At 63.6% G+C, this 16,994-nt stretch carries 13 protein-coding genes; 10 read left to right on the top strand and 3 right to left on the bottom strand.

Translation table 11 applies throughout. The features are described from left to right. Window positions 1–79 precede the first annotated feature (79 nt). The 10 genes from JF542_RS19495 to JF542_RS19450 all read left to right on the top strand — a co-directional run bounded on the left by JF542_RS19495 (window position 80) and on the right by JF542_RS19450 (window position 13,478). Window positions 80–2,803, top strand: coding sequence for a nitrate/nitrite transporter (locus tag JF542_RS19495; RefSeq protein ID WP_207077071.1), 2,724 nt, complete (start codon window positions 80–82; stop codon window positions 2,801–2,803). A gap of 64 nt (window positions 2,804–2,867) precedes the next feature. Beyond that, a complete protein-coding gene (locus JF542_RS19490) occupies window positions 2,868–6,626 on the top strand; it encodes a nitrate reductase subunit alpha (RefSeq protein WP_207077070.1) in 3,759 nt (1,252 codons plus the stop codon). Continuing rightward, window positions 6,623–8,149 carry a nitrate reductase subunit beta gene (narH, locus tag JF542_RS19485; protein ID WP_207077069.1) on the top strand — a complete coding sequence of 509 codons (1,527 nt, stop codon included), beginning with the start codon at window positions 6,623–6,625 and terminating at the stop codon, window positions 8,147–8,149. Before JF542_RS19490 ends, narH begins: the two co-directional genes overlap by 4 nt. Continuing rightward, window positions 8,149–8,871 carry a nitrate reductase molybdenum cofactor assembly chaperone gene (gene narJ / locus JF542_RS19480; RefSeq protein ID WP_207077068.1) on the top strand — a complete coding sequence of 241 codons (723 nt, stop codon included), beginning with the start codon at window positions 8,149–8,151 and terminating at the stop codon, window positions 8,869–8,871. Before narH ends, narJ begins: the two co-directional genes overlap by 1 nt. A 1-nt stretch (window position 8,872) precedes the next feature. Continuing rightward, complete coding sequence (narI, locus tag JF542_RS19475; RefSeq protein WP_050930783.1) at window positions 8,873–9,658, top strand: respiratory nitrate reductase subunit gamma; 786 nt, start codon at window positions 8,873–8,875, stop codon at window positions 9,656–9,658. Between the two features lie 5 nt (window positions 9,659–9,663). Continuing rightward, on the top strand, window positions 9,664–10,458 hold the full coding sequence (locus tag JF542_RS19470; protein WP_207077067.1) for a peptidylprolyl isomerase: 795 nt from the start codon (window positions 9,664–9,666) through the stop codon (window positions 10,456–10,458). A 20-nt stretch (window positions 10,459–10,478) separates the two neighbouring features. Beyond that, a complete protein-coding gene (locus JF542_RS19465; protein WP_207077066.1) occupies window positions 10,479–11,048 on the top strand; it encodes a hemerythrin domain-containing protein in 570 nt (189 codons plus the stop codon). Continuing rightward, window positions 11,038–11,670, top strand: coding sequence for a carbonic anhydrase (locus JF542_RS19460; protein WP_207077065.1), 633 nt, complete (start codon window positions 11,038–11,040; stop codon window positions 11,668–11,670). The genes JF542_RS19465 and JF542_RS19460 overlap by 11 nt, the downstream gene beginning before the upstream one ends. Beyond that, entirely contained in the window at window positions 11,667–12,944 is a 1,278-nt protein-coding gene (locus tag JF542_RS19455) for a molybdopterin molybdotransferase MoeA (RefSeq protein ID WP_207077064.1), read from the top strand. Before JF542_RS19460 ends, JF542_RS19455 begins: the two co-directional genes overlap by 4 nt. Before the next feature lie 12 nt (window positions 12,945–12,956). Next, a complete protein-coding gene (locus tag JF542_RS19450; protein ID WP_207077063.1) occupies window positions 12,957–13,478 on the top strand; it encodes a DUF2478 domain-containing protein in 522 nt (173 codons plus the stop codon). Between the two features lie 782 nt (window positions 13,479–14,260). Here JF542_RS19450 and JF542_RS19445 read toward each other — a convergent pair. The 3 genes from JF542_RS19445 to JF542_RS19435 form a co-directional block, all read right to left on the bottom strand. Then, window positions 14,261–15,820, bottom strand: a complete 1,560-nt coding sequence (locus tag JF542_RS19445; protein WP_207077062.1) for an arylsulfatase — start codon at window positions 15,818–15,820, stop codon at window positions 14,261–14,263. A 63-nt stretch (window positions 15,821–15,883) separates the two neighbouring features. Further along, window positions 15,884–16,162: a hypothetical protein gene (locus tag JF542_RS19440; protein ID WP_207077061.1), complete on the bottom strand. Its 279-nt coding sequence runs from the start codon at window positions 16,160–16,162 to the stop codon at window positions 15,884–15,886. A 154-nt stretch (window positions 16,163–16,316) separates the two neighbouring features. Further along, on the bottom strand, window positions 16,317–16,958 hold the full coding sequence (locus JF542_RS19435) for a response regulator transcription factor (protein ID WP_007794682.1): 642 nt from the start codon (window positions 16,956–16,958) through the stop codon (window positions 16,317–16,319). Window positions 16,959–16,994: the final 36 nt, after the last annotated feature.

Raw genomic sequence — 16,994 nt, 5'->3', positions numbered from 1 at the left:
TCACGAGCGTCGCTGCAGCGTCAGGTCTGGCACTGATCCCCTCGCAGGGGTGAATGACTTATTTTGCCGGAGACCCGCCATGCAGACCGTTGCAACAGCCTCACGCGCCGATCAAACGCGCGCCCTGAGCCTGAGCACGATCGCCTTTACCGCCTGTTTCGCGGTCTGGACGATCTTTTCCATCATCGGTGTCGCCATCAAGGCCGAGCTTGGCCTGAACGACACCCAGTTCGGCCTGCTGGTCGCCACCCCGATCCTGACCGGATCGGTCACTCGCCTGTTTCTCGGTGTCTGGACCGAGAAATACGGCGGGCGGCTGGTGTTTTCGAGCCAGATGATCCTGACGGCGCTGGCCACATGGGCGCTGACGCTGGCCGATAGCTACGTCATGTACCTGATCGCGGCTCTCGGCATCGGCCTCGCGGGCGGGTCGTTCATCATCGGCGTCGCCTATGTCAGCCGCTGGTATGACGCGGGACACCAGGGCACGGCGCTGGGTATCTTCGGCGCGGGCAACGTTGGCGCGGCGGTCACCAAGTTCGTCGCTCCCTTCGTCATGGTCGCCTACGGCTGGCACGGTGTGGCCTATGTCTGGGCGGCGGGGCTCGCCATCATCGGCGTTTTGTTCTTCCTTCTGGCCAAGGACGACCCCGAACTGGTCGAACGCCGCAAGACCGGCACCAAGGCACCCTCGCTGGCGCAGCAGTTCGCGCCGCTGAAGAACCTCCAGGTCTGGCGCTTCTCCCTCTACTACTTCTTCGTCTTCGGTGCCTTCGTGGCACTTGCGCTCTGGATGCCGCACTACCTGATCGACGTCTACGGCATCGACGTGCGCTTCGCGGGCATGGCGGCGGCGTCCTTCAGCCTCTCGGCCTCGCTGTTCCGCGCCTATGGCGGCGTGCTGTCGGACAAGTTCGGCGCGCGCCGGGTCATGTACTGGACCTTCGGTTTTTCTCTGCTGTTCCTGTTCATGCTGAGCTACCCGCCCACGGATTACGTCATCCAGGGCAAGGACGGCGCCATCGCGTTCTCGACACAAATGGGTCTGTGGCCCTTCATCGTGACGCTCTTCGCCCTGGGCTTTTTCATGAGCCTCGGCAAGGCGGCCGTCTTCAAGCACATTCCTGTCTACTACCCCAAACATGTGGGCGCTGTCGGCGGGCTTGTCGGCATGATCGGGGGCCTTGGCGGGTTCGTCCTGCCGATCGCCTTCGGCGCACTCCTCGATCTCACGGGTATCTATACGTCATGCTTTGCGCTGCTCTTCGGGCTGGTCGCCATCGCACTGACCTGGATGCACCTGTCGATCCGCGCGATGGAGCGCGCTGCTCATGGTGAAGTACTCGACCAGCTGCCGCAGCTGCCCGAGATGCAGGACATTCACCACCCCGAACGCACCGCCATGCCGCGCGTGCTGGAAGATTGGCGGCCGGAGGACCCGCAATTCTGGGCAGAAAAGGGCCGTGCCGTCGCACGCCGCAACCTGTGGATCTCGATCCCCGCGCTGCTCCTGGCCTTCTCGGTCTGGATGGTGTGGTCGGTCGTCGTGGCTCGCTTGCCCGCCATCGGGTTCGACTTCACCCCCGGCCAGTTGTTCTGGCTGGCGGCCTTGCCGGGCCTGTCGGGCGCGACGCTGCGGATCTTCTACAGCTTCATGGTGCCGATCTTCGGCGGGCGGCTCTGGACGACGCTGTCGACAGCCTCGCTTCTGCTGCCTGCCATGGGCATCGGCTACGCAGTGCAGAACCCCGAGACGCCTTACCTGATCTTCCTCGTGCTGGCGCTGCTCTGCGGCTTCGGCGGCGGCAACTTCGCCTCGTCGATGGCCAATATCGGCTACTTCTTCCCGAAGGCCGAAAAGGGCAACGCACTGGCGCTGAACGCTGGGCTCGGCAACCTCGGCGTGTCGGTCATGCAGTTCCTCGTGCCCATCGTCATCACGGCCGGCGTTTTTGGCGCCATCGGCGGTGAGCCCGTGACCCTGTCCGACGGCGGTCAACTCTGGATGCAGAACGCTGGCTTCGTCTGGGTGCCCTTCATCCTCGCGGCGACCATCGCTGCCTGGCTGGGCATGAACGACATCGCCGATGCACGCGCCAGCTTTGCCGATCAGGCGGTGATCTTCGGACGCAAGCAGAACTGGTTGATGTGTATCCTCTACACTGGCACCTTCGGCAGCTTCATCGGTTATTCGGCCGGTTTCCCGCTGCTGACGCGGCTGGCCTTCCCGGATGTGAACGCTCTGAACTACGTGTTCCTTGGACCGCTGGTCGGTGCGCTGAGCCGCGCCGGAACCGGGTGGATTTCGGACAAGTTCGGCGGTGGGCGAGTGACCTTCTGGACCTTCGCGCTGATGATCGTGGCCACCTTCGGCGTGATCTCCTTCCTCGGACTCGGCTCCTTCGTCGGCTTCTTCGCCTGCTTCATGGCCCTGTTCTTCCTGACCGGTGTGGGCAATGCCTCCACCTTCCAGATGATCCCGGTCATCATGGGCCGCGAAATTCCGCGCCTGATGCCGCACTTGGGTACTGAAGAGCGCAAGCGGCAGATCGCGATGGAGTCCGGCGCGATCGTGGCCTTCACTTCGGCGATCGCGGCCTACGGCGCCTTCTTCATCCCCAAGGCCTACGGAACGTCAATCGCGATGACCGGATCTGCCGTTGGGGCGCTGTGGGGTTTCCTGATCTTCTACGTGATCTGCGTCGTCATCACCTGGGTGGTCTACACGCGCCCCGGCGGCCTTCTCCACGACATCGAACATGGCCGCACGCCGCAGGGCACCGCAGCCCAGCCCGCTGAATGATCCAGTTGATTTCCCGGGCGGCGGCGCTCGCCGCCCGGACCCAGACACCCGAAAGGACAGCCCAATGAGCCATCTGCTCGACAAACTGAACTTCTTCCAGAGCAAGGAACTGGAGCAATTCTCCGACGGTTGGGGTCAAACGACCCGGGAGAACCGAGACTGGGAGGACACCTACCGGAACCGCTGGCGGCACGACAAGATCGTCCGCTCGACGCACGGGGTGAACTGCACCGGGTCGTGTTCGTGGAAGATCTACGTCAAGTCTGGGATCGTCACCTGGGAAACCCAGCAGACCGACTATCCGCGCACGCGCGCTGGCCTGCCCAACCACGAACCGCGCGGCTGCGCGCGGGGAGCGTCCTACAGCTGGTATCTCTATTCCGCCAACCGCGTGAAGAACCCGCTGATCCGTGGCGCGCTGATGCGGGCGTGGCGGAGGATGCGCGAGACCATGACGCCGGTCGCCGCCTGGACCGCGATCCAGAACGATCCCGCCCTGCGCAACGCGATCAACAAGACCCGCGGCAAGGGCGGCTTCGTGCGGGCAAGCTGGGACGAAGCGACCGAGATCATCGCCGCTGCCAACGCCTACACGGCCAAGACCTACGGGCCCGACCGCGTCTTCGGCTTCTCGCCGATCCCGGCCATGTCGATGGTCAGCTATGCTGCGGGCTCGCGCTATCTGTCCCTTCTGGGCGGCACCTGCATGTCGTTCTACGACTGGTACTGCGACTTGCCGCCGGCTTCCCCCCAGACCTGGGGCGAACAGACCGACGTGCCGGAATCGGCCGATTGGTACAACGCGGGCTTCCTGATGCTCTGGGGTTCGAACGTGCCGCAGACGCGCACACCGGACGCCCATTTCTACACCGAAGTGCGCTATCGGGGCACGAAGTCGGCCGTGGTCAGTCCCGACTATTCGGAAGCCGCCAAGTTTGGCGACATCTGGCTGAACCCGCAGGCGGGCACCGACGCGGCGCTGGCGATGGCCATGGGCCATGTGATCCTGCGCGAATTCCACCTCGACCGGCAGGCCGAGTATTTCGAGGACTACGCCCGCAAATACACAGACATGCCGATGCTTGTTCGGCTCGACGAAAAGGACGGGCACCTCGTGCCGGGCCGGATGCTGCGGGCCGATGATTTCGACGGCAAGCTGGGCGAGACCAACAACCCCGACTGGAAGACCGTCGCCTATGACGAGACGTCTGGCCAGATCGTGGCACCCAATGGGTCCATCGGCTTCCGTTGGGGTGAAGAAGGCAAGTGGAACCTCGAAGAGCGGGCAAAAGGGGCAGAGGCCAAGCTGCGCCTGAGCCAGATCATGGATGGCGACCACGACGAGGTCGTGGGTGTCGACTTCCCCTATTTCGGCGGCGCGGCCACGGGCGATTTCGTCAAGTGCGACCACCCCGAGGTGTTGACCCGGAACATTCCGGCTCGGCGCGTGAAACTGGCAGACGGATCCGAAGCGCTGGTTGCCACCGTGTTCGACCTGTTCTGCGCCAACTACGGGCTGGATCGGGGTCTTGGCGGTGACTGGGTGTCCAAGGATTTCAATGACGACAGCCCCTACACCCCGGCCTGGGCCGAAAAGATCACCGGCGTGGAGCGCGAAAAGATCATCGCGGTTGCGCGGGAATTCGCGGGCAACGCCGAAAAGACCCATGGCAAGAGCATGGTCATCCTCGGGGCCGGTCTGAACCACTGGTACCACATGGACATGAACTATCGCGGCATCATCAACATGCTGGTGATGTGCGGCTGCATCGGGCAGGAAGGCGGCGGCTGGTCGCATTACGTGGGTCAGGAAAAGCTGCGCCCGCAGACCGGCTGGCAGCCGCTGGCCTTCGCGCTCGACTGGAACCGACCGCCGCGGCACATGAACTCGACCTCGTGCTGGTACGCGCACACCGACCAGTGGCGCTATGAGACGCTGCGCGCTGGTGAAATCCTGTCGCCGACCGCACCCGAAGGCGACTGGGACATCTCCCTGATCGACTACAACATTCGCGCGGAACGGATGGGCTGGCTGCCCTCGGCACCGCAGTTGAAAACCAACCCGCTGGAAGTCTCGAAGGCGGCGAAGAAGGCCGGAAAGGAGATCAAGGACTACGTCGCTGAGCAGCTGAAATCCGGCGATCTGGAAATGTCCTGCCAGGATCCGGACGCCCCGGAAAACTGGCCGCGCAACCTGTTCGTCTGGCGCTCGAACCTTCTGGGGTCGTCCGGCAAGGGGCACGAATACTTCCTCAAGCACCTGCTGGGCACCGATCACGGCGTGATGGGCAAGGATCTGGGCGAAGAGGGCGGTGTGATGCCGAAGGAGGCCGTCTGGCATGACGAGGCGCCGAAGGGCAAGCTCGACCTGCTCGTGTGCATCGACTTCCGCATGTCCACGACGGCGGTCTATTCCGACATCGTCCTGCCCACGGCGTCCTGGTACGAAAAGGACGACCTGAACACCTCGGACATGCATCCGTTCATCCACCCGCTGCAGGCGGCGGTGGACCCGGCCTACGAGAGCAAATCGGACTGGGAGATCTTCAAGGCGATCGCCCGGAAATTCTCCGAAGTCGCGCCCGAGGTGCTGGGGGTCGAGACCGACATCGTCCAGCTGCCGCTGCTGCACGACACCGCCGCCGAACTGGCCCAGGCCCATGTGAAGGACTGGAAGAAGGGCGAATGCGACCTGATCCCCGGCAAGACCGCGCCCAACTACATCGCGGTCGAGCGGGATTATCCGAACCTCTACAAAAAGTTCACCTCGGTCGGGCCGCTGCTGGAGAAGCTCGGCAACGGTGGCAAGGGGATCAACTGGGACACCAAGACCGAGGTCAAGCACCTGCGCGACCTGAATGGTGTCGTGCTGGACGATGGCGTGTCCAAGGGCCAGCCGAAACTCGAAACCGCCATCGACGCGGCCGAGATGATCTTGATGCTTGCGCCCGAAACCAACGGCGAGGTGGCCGTGAAGGCCTGGGAAGAACTGGAGAAGCCTACGGGGCAGCACCATGCCCACCTCGCGGAGGGCGCGCACCACACCAAGATCCGCTTCCGTGATATCGCCGCCCAGCCGCGCAAGATCATCTCCAGCCCCACCTGGTCGGGCATCGAGAGCGAGGAGGTCTGCTACAACGCCGGCTACACCAACGTCCACGAACTCATCCCGTGGCGGACCCTCACGGGGCGCCAACAGCTTTACCAGGATCATGAATGGATGCGGGCCTTCGGCGAAGGGTTCGTCAGCTACCGCCCGCCGGTGGACCTCAAGACCATCACGGCGGCCGTCAACAACGACGCGGCCGAGGGGTCCCCGCACGTTGTGCTGAACTTCATCACGCCTCACCAGAAATGGGGCATCCACAGCACCTATACCGATAACCTCTTGATGCTGACGCTGAACAGGGGCGGACCGGTGGTCTGGATGTCCGAGGTCGACGCGGCAAAGGCGGGCCTTGTCGATAACGATTGGGTCGAAGCCTACAACACCAACGGCGCGCTGACTGCGCGGGTGGTGGTGTCCCAGCGGATCAAGCAGGGCACGCTGTTCATGTATCACGCTCAGGAAAAGATCGTTAACACGCCCGGTTCGGAAAAGACCGGCAACCGCGGCGGCATCCACAACTCGGTGACCCGCGCCACACTGAAACCCACGCACATGATCGGCGGCTATGCGCAGCTGTCCTACGGCTTCAACTACTACGGCACCGTGGGCAGCAACCGCGACGAGTTCGTGATCGTGCGGAAAATGAAGAAGATCGACTGGCTCGACAAACCCGCAAGCCGGTCCGCAACCCAGAACGTGGAGGCAGCGGAATGAGAGTTCGTGCGCAAATCGGCAAGGTCCTGAACCTCGACAAATGCATCGGGTGTCACACCTGCTCGGTCACCTGCAAGAACGTGTGGACGACGCGCGAAGGTGTCGAATACGCGTGGTTCAACAACGTCGAGACCAAGCCCGGCACCGGCTATCCGACGGACTGGGAGAACCAGAAACGCTGGAACGGCGGCTGGGTGCGCTCGGCCTCGGGCAAGCTGCACCCCAAGCAGGGGTCGAAATGGCGGATCCTGGCGAACATCTTCGCCAACCCGGCCATGCCCGAGATCGACGACTACTACGAGCCGTTCGATTTCGACTATGACCACCTGAAATCCGCGCCCAACATGACCGCGTTCCCCACCGCGCGGCCCCGGTCCAAGATCACCGGCGAGCGGATGGAGAAGATCGAGAAGGGTCCGAACTGGGAGGAAATCCTCGGTGGCGAATTCTCGAAGCGGTCGCAGGACTACAACTTCGACCAGGTCCAGAAGGACATCTATGGAGAGTATGAAAATACCTTCATGATGTATCTGCCTCGGCTCTGCGAGCACTGCCTCAACCCGACCTGCTCGGCGTCCTGTCCCTCGAGTGCCATCTACAAGCGGGAGGAGGACGGCATCGTCCTGATCGACCAGGAGAAGTGTCGCGGCTGGCGGATGTGCATCTCGGGCTGCCCCTACAAGAAGGTCTATTACAACTGGGACACCGGCAAATCCGAGAAATGCACCTTCTGCTATCCGCGCATTGAATCTGGCCAGCCGACGGTCTGCTCGGAAACCTGCGTCGGGCGCATTCGCTACCTGGGTGTGATCCTTTATGATGCAGACAAGATCGAAGCTGCGGCAAGCGCCGAGCGCGAGACCGATCTCTACGGCGCGCAACTGGATGTGTTCCTCGATCCGAACGACCCCGAGGTGATTGCCGCCGCGCGCCGCGACGGCGTGCCGGAGGACTGGATCGAGGCGGCCAAGGTCAGCCCGGTCTGGAAGATGGCGATGGACTGGAAGGTCGCCTTCCCGCTGCATCCCGAATACCGGACGCTGCCGATGGTCTGGTACATCCCGCCGCTCAGCCCGATCCAGAACGCGGCCCAGGCCGGACAGATCGCGATGAGCGACCAGATGCCCGACGTGCGGTCCCTGCGCATCCCCGTCAAATACCTCGCCAACATGCTGACGGCGGGGGACGAGGAACCCATCGTTCACGCCCTCGAACGCATGTCCGCGATGCGGCTCTACATGCGGGCGCTCAGCGTGGAGGGCGTGCGGGACGAGGCGATCGCCGCTCGTGTCGGCATGTCCGGCCGGGTGATCGAGGACATGTACAAGATCATGGCCATCGCCGACTACGAGGACCGTTTCGCGATCCCCACGGCGCACCGCGAACAGAACGAGCATGGCGCCGACATCCGCGGCGGCTGCGGCTTCACCGACGGCAACGGCTGTTCCACCGGCGAGGCGGGCAAGACGACGCTCTTCGGCGGCAAGAAGAAAAAGTTCGCCCTTCCGCAGGAGACCTTCTGATGCTGGACCGTTCCCTGAAAGCCCTGTCGCTGATCCTGAGCTATCCCTCGCGGGACCTTCAGGAGGCGATGTCCGAGATCGGGGCCATTCTTGGTTCCGATCCCCGCATCGCCACCGATACACGCGCCGCGCTGCGCTCGTTGACCGATGGCTTCACAGACGCCGATCTCTACGATCTGCAGGAGAGTTATGTGATGCTCTTCGACCGCTCGCGGACGCTGTCGCTCAATCTCTTCGAGCACGTTCATGGCGAAAGCCGGGACCGCGGCGGCGCAATGGTCAGCCTGATCGAGACCTACCGGGCGGGCGGGTTCGAGCCCGCCACAACGGAACTGCCGGATCACTTGCCGGTGCTGCTGGAATTCCTGTCGACGCGTCCCTTCGCAGAAGTGCAGGAAACCTTGGCGGACGCGGCGCATATCCTTGACGCTCTCGCGGCCCGGCTTGTCCGGCGCGACAGCGGGTATGCTGCCGCGTTCGCCGCTCTTTCCCAGCTCGCCGACACACAGGCCGACGCCGAAGCGGTGGCCGACATGCTGGCCCTACCCGATGATGATCCGACCGACCTCGCGGCGCTCGACGCTGTCTGGGAGGAAACGGAAGTCACTTTCGGCCCCGATCCGAACGCCGGTTGTCCGCAGGTCCGCGACATGCTCGCGGCGATGGACAGACCTGGGTTCAATCCGACCCCCGCCCCGCAACAATTGAACAGGAGTGCATGACATGTTCGGCGACTTCGACATCAACTTCGTCATCTTCGGGGTCATGCCCTATGTCGCGCTGACGATCTTCCTCGTGGGGTCGATCGTGCGCTACGAGCGGGACCCCTTTACCTGGAAGAGTTCCTCGAGCCAGCTCCTGCGTCGCAAGCAGCTGATCTGGGGCTCGATCCTTTTCCATGTCGGCATCCTGACCGTGTTCTTCGGGCACCTTATCGGCCTCTTCACGCCGATCTGGGTCCTGGATGCCATCGGTATTCCCTATGCGTTGAAGCAATGGATGGCGGTCCTGATCGGCGGCCCGGCGGGCATCGCGGCCCTGATCGGATCGACCATGCTGCTTCACCGCCGCCTCGTCGATCCGCGCATCCGGGTGACATCGACCGTCCCAGACATCCTGATCATGGTCCTGATCTGGCTGCAGCTGGCCATCGGCCTCCTGACGATCACCCAGACGCTGCAGCACATGGACGGTTCGGAAATGGTCCGCTTCATGACTTGGTCGCAGAGCGTGGTCAGCTGGAACATCAACGCCTGGGTTACCGTGGTCGACGTGCACTGGCTCTACAAGCTGCACATCTTCCTCGGTCTCATCATCACGGCGCTGTTTCCGTTCACGCGGCTCGTCCACATCTGGTCCGGGTTCGCGGCCCCCTTCCGCTACCTGCTGACGCGGCCGGGTTACCAGATCGTACGCTCGCGGCGGCATCGCCCGCTCGAGGAGCGCCGCCGCGCCTATGACAAGGTGCAAGCCAAGCGCGGTCCCACCGCCACGACGCCAGCGGAGTGAGTCAGATGAATGTGGCCCTCTTTCCCGATGTCGTCGTGAACGGCGAAACCATCCCCTCGGCGGCAATCGCCGCCGAGGCCCAGAACCACGAAGCCCCCAAGGAAAAGCCGGGCATCGCCTGGCGCAAGGCTGCGCAAGCATTGGCCATCCGCGCACTGCTGTTGCAAGAGGCGAAGCGACGGGGGTTGACGGCCGACCCGCTCGAGCTGGCACCCGGGCGGTTCGAGACCGAGGACGAAGCCCTGATCCGCGCCCTGCTGGACGAGGCGCTTGTGATCGCGCCCGTCGGCGAAGAGGCCGTGCATGCGGAATGGGAGAAGGACCCTGCCCGATATCGTTCGGCACCGCTCTGGGATGTCTCGCACATCCTATGTGCCTGCGATCCGCGCGACGAAGCTGAGCGTGGGCGGGCAGAGGCAAGGGCCGTTGCCCTGCTGGCGCGTCTTGATGGCGACGCCAAGGGGTTCGCCGCTGCAGCTCGCGACAGCGATTGCGGTTCAAAGGCCTCCGGCGGTCATCTGGGTCAGCTTGGTCCGGGCGACACCGTGCCCGAGTTCGAGGCGGCGCTGCGAACCCTGACCGATGAGGGGATCACGCCCGCACCCGTTCTGTCGCGGCATGGCTGGCACATCATTCGCCTGAACGCGACGGCGCCTGGGCAGGTTCTGCCCTATGAAACCGTTCGCCCCAAGATCGCGCAGGCGCTGGAAAAAGCCGCCTGGGCCGATGCGTCGAGGGCGTTCGTGGAAAGCCTCGCCGACCGGTCGAGCATCACCGGCGCAAGTCTTGCGCCGATCTGAACCACGCGAAAGGACGTGTCATGGAAGCGTCAGAGTGTGTGCAACGTGGCAGCGGTGACAAACCGACAAGCACGCGTCTGCTTGCAAGCCCTCTGGATTTCATCAGCGAAGACCACCTGCGCGAGCGTCAGGTGTGCGCCGTGATAGACGGGCTGGCAATGACGGATGTTCTCAGTCGCCAAGCAGCAACGACCGTGCTGCGTTTTCTGAACGAGGAATTGAACGTCCACCTACGTGACGAGATGGACGACCTGTTCCCGCTTCTTGCCCGACGTTGCACAGTTGAGGATGCGATCGAAGGTGTGATCGACCGGATCAAGGCCGATCAAGATGAGGCGATGCGTCTGATGCCGCAGGTGCGTGCGATGCTGGCCGCCTGTCTGGACAGTGGGGCAGACCTGACCGCCAAGCAGCGCGCACTGTTGTCCGAGTTCGCGGCGCACGTGCGCCGCCACCTCGTTGCCGAAAACGCGATCCTCTTGCCGATTGCCCGCGCCCGGCTGACCCGGGCCGATCTGCGGCTTCTGACGAAACACATGCGGTCAAGACGCGGGCTGCCAGATTTTCCGGAGACGACCGATGCTGAATGACCTCCTGGCGCGCAACGTTGCGTGGTCGAAACAACGTCACGACGAGGAGCCTGACTATTTCACCCGCCTTGCCGCCCTTCAGGCGCCCGAGTTCTTCTGGATCGGTTGTTCGGACAGCCGGGTTCCGGCCAACGTGGTCGCGGGACTCGATCCGGGCGAAGTGTTCGTCCATCGCAACGTTGCCAACATCGTTCATTCCTCGGACATGAACCTGCTCTCGGCGCTGGAGTTCGCGGTCGATGCGTTGCATGTGCGCGAGATTATCGTTTGCGGCCACTATGGCTGCGGCGGGGTCAAGGCCGCGACCGAGGATCTGCCACACGGTCTGGCCGATCACTGGCTCGAGCCGATCCGGCGCCTGGCCCGCGCTTACGCGGTCGATCTGGGGCGCGAAGCCGACCTCGAAGGACAACGCGACCGGCTGGCGGAACTCAATGTGGTCGAGGGCGTGCGGCGCGTCTGCGAAACGCCGATCCTGCAGAGGGCATGGCGCCGCGGAGCCGATGTCCGCGTGCACGGCCTGATTTACGGGCTCAAGGACGGGCGCCTGAGAGATCTCGATTGCAGCATCGGGCCCGGGCATTTCCAGCCTACCCATTCCGCCGAGGAGGCAGCACAATGACCATCCATCAAGCCATCACGTCACCGGGCTGCGGCTGTGACAGTCAGGACATGCTTCACGCGCTGATCAGCATCGACGAGGCACTGACCCGGATTGCAGGGCATGTAGCACCGATCGGCCGGACCGAGGCCCTTTCGCTCGACCACGCTTTTGGCCGCGTTCTCGCCAAGCCGGTCCGGTCTCGGTCCATGGCACCGGCTTTCGACAATGCGGCGATGGATGGCTATGCGATCGCCACATCGGCCCTGACTGGCGCCGGACCCTGGGTGCTGCCGGTCGTTGCGCGCGTGCCTGCAGGGCAGGCGGTGACGACACCGGTAGCAGGAGCCGTGGCGGCTCGGATCTTCACGGGCGCACCAATTCCGAGTGGCGCGGACGCAGTCGTGATGCAGGAGGAAGTTCAGCGTGACAGGGACGTCATTCATCTATCGCGCCGGCCTGAATCGGGATTGAATATCCGCCGTACGGGCAGTGACATGGCCAGCGGCGCGACCGTCTTCGACAAGGGACGAAGGCTTGGCCCGAGGGAGATCGCCGCCTGTGCCGCCGCCGGTGCAGGCATCCTGCGCGTTCGGCGCAGGCTGCGCGTGGCACTTCTGGTCACCGGCGACGAGGTGCGCCGCGCTGGTGGCGCGCGGGAAGCCGCCCAGATCTGGGACGTCAACACGCCGATGCTGACGGCAAGCCTTTCAGCTGCAGATGTTGACGTCGTTGCCTCGGATCATGGTGCCGACAACCTTGCCGGCCTTGTCCGTCAATTGGGCGACATGGCGGCACGGGCCGATCTGGTCATCACCACAGGCGGTATCTCGGTGGGCGAAGAAGACCATGTGAAGCCGGCCGTCACGGCACTTGGCGGCGAAATCCTGTTCAGCGGCGTCGCGATCAAACCTGGAAAGCCGGTGTCGGTCGGGCGCATCGGCAAGGCGCACTGGCTTGGATTGCCCGGCAACCCAGTATCGGCCTTCGTCACATGGCAAGTCTTCGGACTGGCGCTGATCCGTGCCCTGAGCGGCGAGGGACCCACCCCGACCCGGCGGCATGTCGTGACCGCAGGCCTGATCCGCCGCAAGCCCGGGCGCTGCGAACTCCGACCTGCCACGCTGGCCGGTTTCGATGCCCATGGTCGCGAGATCGTCTGTTTCGAGGATGCCACACATTCGGCCCGTGTCGGGCTGCTCTCACGAGCAGACGGGCTGATGTTTCTGCCTGCCGATGCCGAATGTCTGCCAGCCGGTGCGCTGGTCGAATTCCAACCATTCTGCCAATCCTGAAGGAGCCCGGACATGAAACTTGCCTACACGATGGCGCCAGGACGCGGCGATACGGATCTGGTTCTGGAACGGCTGGCAGCGGACCTCGCAGCCCGAGGCCTCAGATGCTGCGGAACCGTCCAGATCAACAGCGAGCGCGCCGATGCCGGCCCCTGCGACATGGATGTGCGCGTCTTGCCTGATGGTGCCGTTCTGCGTATCAGCCAGGACCGTGGCCCGCAGGCGCGGGGGTGCCGCCTCGACCCGGACGCGCTGGAAACGGCGGTCGCAATGGTTGCGGCCAGCTTGTCCTCGGGCGCGGACCTGCTGATCGTCAACAAGTTCGGAAAGCACGAGGCGGAGGGGCGGGGGTTCCGCGACGTGATCGCCGAGGCGGTCGCGATGGATATACCCGTTCTGGTCGGCCTCAACGCGCTCAACCGACCGGCCTTCAAGAGTTTCGCGGAAGGTCTGGCAATCCAGCTGCCGCCCGAACCCGGAGCGCTGATGGCGTGGGTCAACGAGGTGACAGCGTCGGAGGACGAACTGGTCTGATTTCGGTCGATCGTCGGGATCTGCTTTTTGTCTTTCGGAGTTGAAGGTCGGCCGGTCACTGCAAAAGAGCATGTTCTGCCTGGTTTCGGAACTGGGCCGAACGCATGCCATGCCAGTTGGCACGAAAAAATGCCACCAGGTCCACGCGGGCGTCAGGCTTGATCCCAGGACCGGGATCATGGAGGGTCGGACCGAAACCCGAGGCCTTAGAGACGTTTGGGCCGATTGCGTGTGCGGATCATATGCAAAGGGCGCATAGTCGGATTGCTCTCCAAGCGAGAAAGCTGAGATCGCGAAACCCGCACTTTTGCACGCCGCGCCGGCCGGTTCTACGCCGCAATCCGCGGCACCACGCGCTCGACCAACCGCAGAAATCGTGACTTGCGAGCCCCCGCAACCAACGATACTTGCGATGCCTCTGTCGGTCCTGCCGCGGAGGTTTTTGCTTTTGGGCCTCCCGCGTGCCGGGATCGTCTGCTGCGCCCTCCCGCAACCAGTTCTAACGAACAGGCCGCTCCCGAAAGGGCAGCGGCTTTTTTGTTGTCCGGAAAAATCAGCATCTCAAGTGACCTGCCGCGGATCTCAAGTGTGGAAGTCCGCTTCGGTGTCCTAGGGGCCCGAAAGTTCTCGCTGGACGTCCTTGTGGGCTTTCCGACACTGTGCGTGCTCGCTCCCTTCGTCGCGTCCCTGGGCGTTCAAGACCCGGCGATCAGCTTGATGGCTCGGGCATTGGAGCAAGTCGGGCCGGCAGCGCAGGCCGGCCCGAGATCAATGCGGTGAGATCAGTTGCTACCCATGTTCGCGAGGCTGTTGTTCAGATCTTCCTGGATCTGGTCGATCGAGAAGCTGTCCGGACGCTGCGACGGCGGATATTCCTCGAACGTGGCGAAGAACTTCGCGACTTCCTGCGAGGCCGGTGCCACGAGGTAGGCGTGATCGCTCACCCAGTCCCAGTAGGTGTTCGAGGTGATGTCGGCGCGCTCGTAGGGATCGGCACGCAGGTCGAACAGCTTGGGGACACGCAGCTCGGTGAAGGGCTCGGCCCACACACCCATGGTGCCCTGCTTGCGCTGCTCCTTGAAGACCACCTTCCAGTTCTCGTAGCGCAGGCCGACGATCTCGCCATCATCGTTGATGTAGAAGAACTCGTCGCGCGCGCCCTCATCGGTGGCCCCGGTGAGGTAGTCGAGCTGGTTGTAGCCATCGAGATGGTTCTTGTACTCCTCGCCGTCGATGGTGGTCCCCGCCATCAGACGCTCCTTGATGTCGGTGTCTCCGACGGCGGCCATGATCGTCGGGAACCAGTCAAGCCCCGAGAACATCTCCGTGTAGACGGTGCCGGGCTCGATCATGCCGGGCCAGCGGATCAGGGCCGGCACGCGATATGCACCTTCCCAGTTGGTGTTCTTTTCGGACCGGAACGGCGTGGTGCCCGCGTCCGGCCAGGTATTCTGGTGCGGACCGTTGTCGGTGGTGTAGATCACCAGCGTATTGTCGGCGACACCCAGTTCGTCGAGAGCATCAAGAACCTCGCCGATCACCCCGTCATTCTCGACCATGCCATCGGCATATTCGGTCGGCGCGGTCAGGCCCGGCTCGCTGCGGTTCTCGTCCCGCACGTGGGTTTTGTAGTGCATCCGGGTGGTGTTGTACCACGTGAAGAAGGGCGTGCCCGACTCCACGGCGCGGGTCATGAAGTCGATCGCGCCGGCGGCGGTTTCCCCGTCGACGGTCTCCATCCGCTTGCGGGTGAGCGGGCCGGTGTCTTCGATCTCGCCATCCGCATAAGAGTGCAGGACGCCACGCGGGCCGAAGCGCTCGCGGAATTCCGGGTCCTGCGGATAGTTGAACTGCTCCGGCTCCTCCTCTGCATTGAGGTGATAGAGGTTGCCGAAGAACTCGTCGAACCCGTGCTCTGTGGGGAGATGCTCGTCGCGGTCGCCGAGGTGGTTCTTGCCGAACTGCCCGGTGGCGTAGCCGTGATCCTTGAGCGCCGAGGCGAGCGTCACATCCACGTCCTGCATGCCGGCGTTTGCCCCGGGCAGCCCGACCTTGGAGAGGCCGGTGCGGAGCGTCGATTGGCCGGTGATGAAGGTAGAGCGCCCCGCAGTGCAGCTCTGCTCGGCATAATAGTCTGTGAACTTGGCACCCTCGGAGGCGATCCGATCGATATTGGGTGTGTCGTAGCCCATGAGGCCGAAGCTGTAGGTCGAGAGGTTGGTCTGGCCGATATCGTCTCCGAAGATCACCAGAATGTTGGGCTTGTCGGTCCCGGCGTCCTGAGCCGTGGCCATTGAAGCGGAAAATAGGGCGGCAGTGGCCAAGGCTGTAAATCTACTCATCGAATCTTCTCCATGTATCGCGAAGGACTCGCGCATAAGTGTAGCTTGCGGCAATCTTCTCTGTCACGTCTTGCATAAATTTTCTGCTTCGGCGGAAACGGCAAGGGATCGCGTATGTCGGCCGCTCGTGGCCGCGTGTGTTGGGTGTGCGACCTCCTCTGCTGGAAGGTCCTGCGAGATTACGCCGTAGCGGGATGGGTCGAGACGATAGGTCGCCGCGTCTATGGTGCGGTCCGGATCGACGCAGAGCGCCCGGACGGGGCCGATTACGCGGATCGTCCGGGCGGCGATGATGGATGCGTTGCGGTTCGAACGGACAGGTGCCGCCCGATCATCGAGCATGCCAAGCTGCTGACGTGACACCGCGACCTGCCGGTGGGCAGTGTCTCGTTCGACCAGTCGGTCAATAACAAGAGCTATCTCAGCGAGGCGTACCAGAACGGAGGCGGCCTGTCGCCGTCAGGTGCTGCGCGAGCGTGTGGCCCGGGCGCCGGCGTCAGAGCTGTGCCGATGCGCTTTCGCCGCGCAGCTTGCTGACAAGGTCGACCAGCTCGACCAGCGATCGGATCTCGAGCTTCTCGAGGATGCGGGCGCGGTGGTGATCGACGGTGCGCGGGCTGATGCCGAGCGAGTTGGCGATCTCCTTGCTCGATACCTCGGCGGGGTTGGTGAGCATGCGCTTGACGATCTCTTCCTCGCGCGCAGTCAGCCGATTGAAGCGGGCCTGCAGCGCGCGCCGCGTCTCGAGCGCGTCACGTTTGGCCGATGCGATCTCGAGGGCGGTCTCGATCCGTTCGATCAGCACCGACTGGCGGAACGGTTTCTCGAGAAAATCGACCGCGCCGGCCTTCATCGCCTGCACCGATTCCGGCACCCCGCCATGGCCGGTGATGAACACCACCGCCAGCGGGCTGCCCTGGCCGTTCAGCAGTGCCTGCAATTCGAGCCCGCTCATTCCCGGCATGCCGTGATCCAGCACCAGACATGCGGCCTGCTCACCATCATAGGCGGCGAGAAACTCGCGCCCGGAGGCGAAGGCCTCGACCTCGAAGCCGCGCTGCGTCAGCGCGCGGGTCAGTGAGGTCCGGATGTCCTGATCATCATCGACGATGAAGATCATCTGATTGCTGTCACCCATGGAAAACCGAAACCTGAATTGCGAAACAGCGCAGGG

This window comes from Salipiger bermudensis (assembly GCF_017309175.1).
Taxonomy (GTDB): Bacteria; Pseudomonadota; Alphaproteobacteria; order Rhodobacterales; family Rhodobacteraceae; genus Salipiger; species Salipiger bermudensis.
Note: the sequence above shows the minus strand (reverse complement) of the source record. Positions and strands in the feature narration are given on the sequence as shown.

What these genes read in the sequence shown, in the direction of transcription:
- JF542_RS19495 (WP_207077071.1), top strand. Translation starts at nt 80, where the DNA reads ATGCAGACCGTTGCAACAGCCTCACGCGCCGATCAAACGCGCGCCCTG.
- narI (WP_050930783.1), top strand. Translation starts at nt 8,873, where the DNA reads ATGTTCGGCGACTTCGACATCAACTTCGTCATCTTCGGGGTCATGCCC.
- JF542_RS19445 (WP_207077062.1), bottom strand. Translation starts at nt 15,820, where the DNA reads ATGAGTAGATTTACAGCCTTGGCCACTGCCGCCCTATTTTCCGCTTCA.
- narJ (WP_207077068.1), top strand. Translation starts at nt 8,149, where the DNA reads ATGCTGGACCGTTCCCTGAAAGCCCTGTCGCTGATCCTGAGCTATCCC.
- JF542_RS19435 (WP_007794682.1), bottom strand. Translation starts at nt 16,958, where the DNA reads ATGGGTGACAGCAATCAGATGATCTTCATCGTCGATGATGATCAGGAC.
- JF542_RS19440 (WP_207077061.1), bottom strand. Translation starts at nt 16,162, where the DNA reads ATGCTCGATGATCGGGCGGCACCTGTCCGTTCGAACCGCAACGCATCC.
- JF542_RS19460 (WP_207077065.1), top strand. Translation starts at nt 11,038, where the DNA reads ATGCTGAATGACCTCCTGGCGCGCAACGTTGCGTGGTCGAAACAACGT.
- JF542_RS19455 (WP_207077064.1), top strand. Translation starts at nt 11,667, where the DNA reads ATGACCATCCATCAAGCCATCACGTCACCGGGCTGCGGCTGTGACAGT.
- JF542_RS19450 (WP_207077063.1), top strand. Translation starts at nt 12,957, where the DNA reads ATGAAACTTGCCTACACGATGGCGCCAGGACGCGGCGATACGGATCTG.
- narH (WP_207077069.1), top strand. Translation starts at nt 6,623, where the DNA reads ATGAGAGTTCGTGCGCAAATCGGCAAGGTCCTGAACCTCGACAAATGC.
- JF542_RS19465 (WP_207077066.1), top strand. Translation starts at nt 10,479, where the DNA reads ATGGAAGCGTCAGAGTGTGTGCAACGTGGCAGCGGTGACAAACCGACA.
- JF542_RS19490 (WP_207077070.1), top strand. Translation starts at nt 2,868, where the DNA reads ATGAGCCATCTGCTCGACAAACTGAACTTCTTCCAGAGCAAGGAACTG.
- JF542_RS19470 (WP_207077067.1), top strand. Translation starts at nt 9,664, where the DNA reads ATGAATGTGGCCCTCTTTCCCGATGTCGTCGTGAACGGCGAAACCATC.